The organism is Candidatus Enterococcus testudinis (assembly GCF_002140915.1).
Taxonomy (GTDB): Bacteria; Bacillota; Bacilli; order Lactobacillales; family Enterococcaceae; genus Enterococcus_D; species Enterococcus_D testudinis.
The window spans coordinates 3035555-3038359 of record NZ_NGKU01000001.1 but is presented as its reverse complement, the minus strand read 5'-3'; the positions used below and the strand labels follow the sequence as shown (position 1 = coordinate 3038359).

General features: G+C 33.3%; 3 protein-coding genes. 2 read left to right on the top strand and 1 reads right to left on the bottom strand.

Annotated features, from left to right (window positions below; all coding sequences use genetic code 11):
- Positions 1 to 509: helix-turn-helix domain-containing protein (locus A5886_RS14750; RefSeq protein WP_143353813.1), on the bottom strand; the 509-nt coding region annotated here is incomplete at its 3' end.
- A gap of 223 nt (positions 510 to 732) precedes the next feature.
- Between A5886_RS14750 and A5886_RS15980 the strand changes: the two genes are divergently transcribed.
- Positions 733 to 2106 carry an HNH endonuclease gene (locus A5886_RS15980; RefSeq protein WP_218776648.1) on the top strand — a complete coding sequence of 458 codons (1374 nt, stop codon included), beginning with the start codon at positions 733 to 735 and terminating at the stop codon, positions 2104 to 2106.
- A 216-nt stretch (positions 2107 to 2322) separates the two neighbouring features.
- A complete protein-coding gene (locus tag A5886_RS16120; protein WP_256926238.1) occupies positions 2323 to 2457 on the top strand; it encodes a hypothetical protein in 135 nt (44 codons plus the stop codon).
- Positions 2458 to 2805 lie beyond the last annotated feature (348 nt).

The window sequence follows — 2805 nt, the reverse complement described above, 5'->3', positions numbered from 1 at the left end:
GTGTTTCGTCGAACCTTGAGATGCAGATCAATATTTTTTGTTTCCAGCCAGCCGAGATCAATATAGGTGTAAAGGGTTGTGGTACAAGGGATTGTCTCATTTGGAAACAAGCCGAGTTTCTTTGCACGACCAACAACGACATCAGGCGCTTGTTTTTCTGTCTTCATTTGATGATCGGCATACGCCATGAACTTTGGCGAAGAAACCCATTTCGGTTGTTTGCGAGAATTTGTTCGTGCGTTTTCGTAAGCGGCTTGACCAGCATCTGTGGAATAAACAAACGATTCATATTCGTAGGTTTTACCATTTTGGACTTGGCGCCTGATTTGGCGAACCGTACCGTCTTTTACTTCGCTATGAATGGTTTGAGGGGCACGTCCGAGTAATTTTGCGATTGCACGATTCGACAAAGGGCGATCGATTTGTTTCCAAGCTTCAATTTTATTTCGTTCTTCATAATCAAGGTGTTTGCCTTTGCGTAAAAATGTGGTATTCTCAGTTTGCGTCATTGTCATTTCATCCTTTATTGATTGTGTAGGAACTTCAATAATACATGAAATTGGGCAATGATGTTTTTTTATTTTATGAAGTGGCTAAGTTCATTTTAAAATTCGCCATCGTTTATAAGATAATATAAAAATAGGAAATAAATTAATTAAAAGATTATTTTCTTTTTTCTATATAGTAGAATGAAATCAGCAGATATCAAACGAGAATAGGTGGAGATGTAACGTGCAAGAGTGGCTATTTCCTTGTAATCCAAATTACTATGACGTCAAGGGTGCGTTTGGATCACTAAATAAAATAAACTGGAAACAAAATAGAGACGTCTTAGTAGGTGATACGGTTTACATATATATTGGTAAACCAGATCAAGAAATAAAATATGAGACAAAAGTTATAGATGTAGATCTACCACGCACGTCTATTGACGATTCTAAATTTGTCAAAGATGGCACGACGTATGTTAATCATGGTAGATATATGACGTTAGAGTTTGTAAAAGAATTTAGGGACAGAGAATTAACTTATCAAGATATGGTCCAAAATGGTCTGAGAACAGTGCAGAGTCAAATTAAGATTAGTGATCAGCTTAAATTCTTTATTAATAGTAGAAAAAATATAGGTAAGCATAGTCAGAAAAAGCAATACTTCTTCGTGTTTCAGAATGAATCCTATAAAGATGAGAAAGCAGGACAGTATTTATGGGCACCGAAAAGTAATCAAAAGAAGCATAGTATCTCTCACTGGAAAAGAATGACTGAAATAAAAAAAGACGATATTATTTTCCACAGTGTAAACCGTAAAATTAAAGCGATCAGCATTGCGCAGACAAATTGCTTAAGTGAAGACCGTCCTCCAGAATTAAAAGAAACATGGACGACTGCTGGTTGGAAGGTTAGTTCACAGTATTATGAGTTGGAAGAAGAATTTAATATATCGGATCATATAGAGGTGTTGATGAAATTACAACCTGATAATAATGGTCCATTCAATGTAAATGGTAATAGAAAGCAAGGTTATTTGTTCTCAGCTAACAAAGCAATGTTCGACTATATTATGGAAGAGGTAATTAAAGTTCAAAAAAACAGTTCAAATCGCTCAATACTACAAGAATTATTAGAACAGCAAGTAGATATTGAAGAACGACTGGATCAAGAATTAGTAGATGGCATTGATGGGTTAATAGAGGCCTATGTAAATCAACCTGTTGATTATAAGCCACAGCCCGAACCTAAACCCCAGTTAGATTTTCTAGGTAAAAAAAGTTCTTATAAGAGGAATAAGGAAGTGGCTATCAAAGCACTAAAGCGAGCGAATTATGAATGTGAAATAGATAAATCGCACCCAAGCTTCAAAAGAAGGACTACCAAAGTGAATTACACAGAGCCACATCATTTAATTCCGATGGCAAAGCAAGGTAATTTTAGTTATTCATTAGATGTCGAGGCTAATATTGTATCTCTTTGTAGTAATTGTCATAACCAAATCCATTATGGTGCTGATTATAAAGAAATGATTAGTAAATTACACATAAAAAGAGAAAAAGAGTTAACACAAGCTGGTATTCAAATCGATTTAGATACTCTCATTGAGTACTATTAAATAAACTTGCTACACTATTTTTATTTCTCAAAATGATTGAAAATATTAACAAAAAGAACAAACGTTCCATTTTTATAGAGTTTGTGATATAATAAAATCACATAAGAAAAGGCTTACATTTCCTGTATAGCCTTAGACTATCAAATAAAAAATGGTGTGATTTCTGATATTCTACCCACTTTCTTTTGAAAAACAGATCAGTGAGGTGATGTTATTATGGCAAAGAAAAGCTGCCAACGAATATCCGCTAAAGTTAGAAAGGCTGGTAGAGATTTATCTACTGGTAAAACGAAAAAAATTAGGAGTAAAGCTGCTGAAGTTTTAGTTGGCCACAAACAGCAACATCATTAGAAAAAGAGGCTTAGGCCTCTTTTTCTGTTTCTGTTCATAATTTTATAATTCGTTTAAAATCTTAAAAGGGTAATCAACTGTTATTAGAATTATCAGATATAAAGTTAGCATCATATTAAATAAAAAAAATTATTTGTTAATACATTGAATATTACCTCTGAAACAGTATTGAATGTATATCCATATTGTAATTTAAACGGACACGAAATAATTTATTAATCGTTTTTCTACTAGAGACTTTAGGTTTTCTGTAGTAAAATATTTTATAGGGAGTCCCTCTTTTCTGTGAATGTGGTGTTATAACGCTATTCTACAGAAGGGGATTCTTTTTTTTAGTATATATAAAAT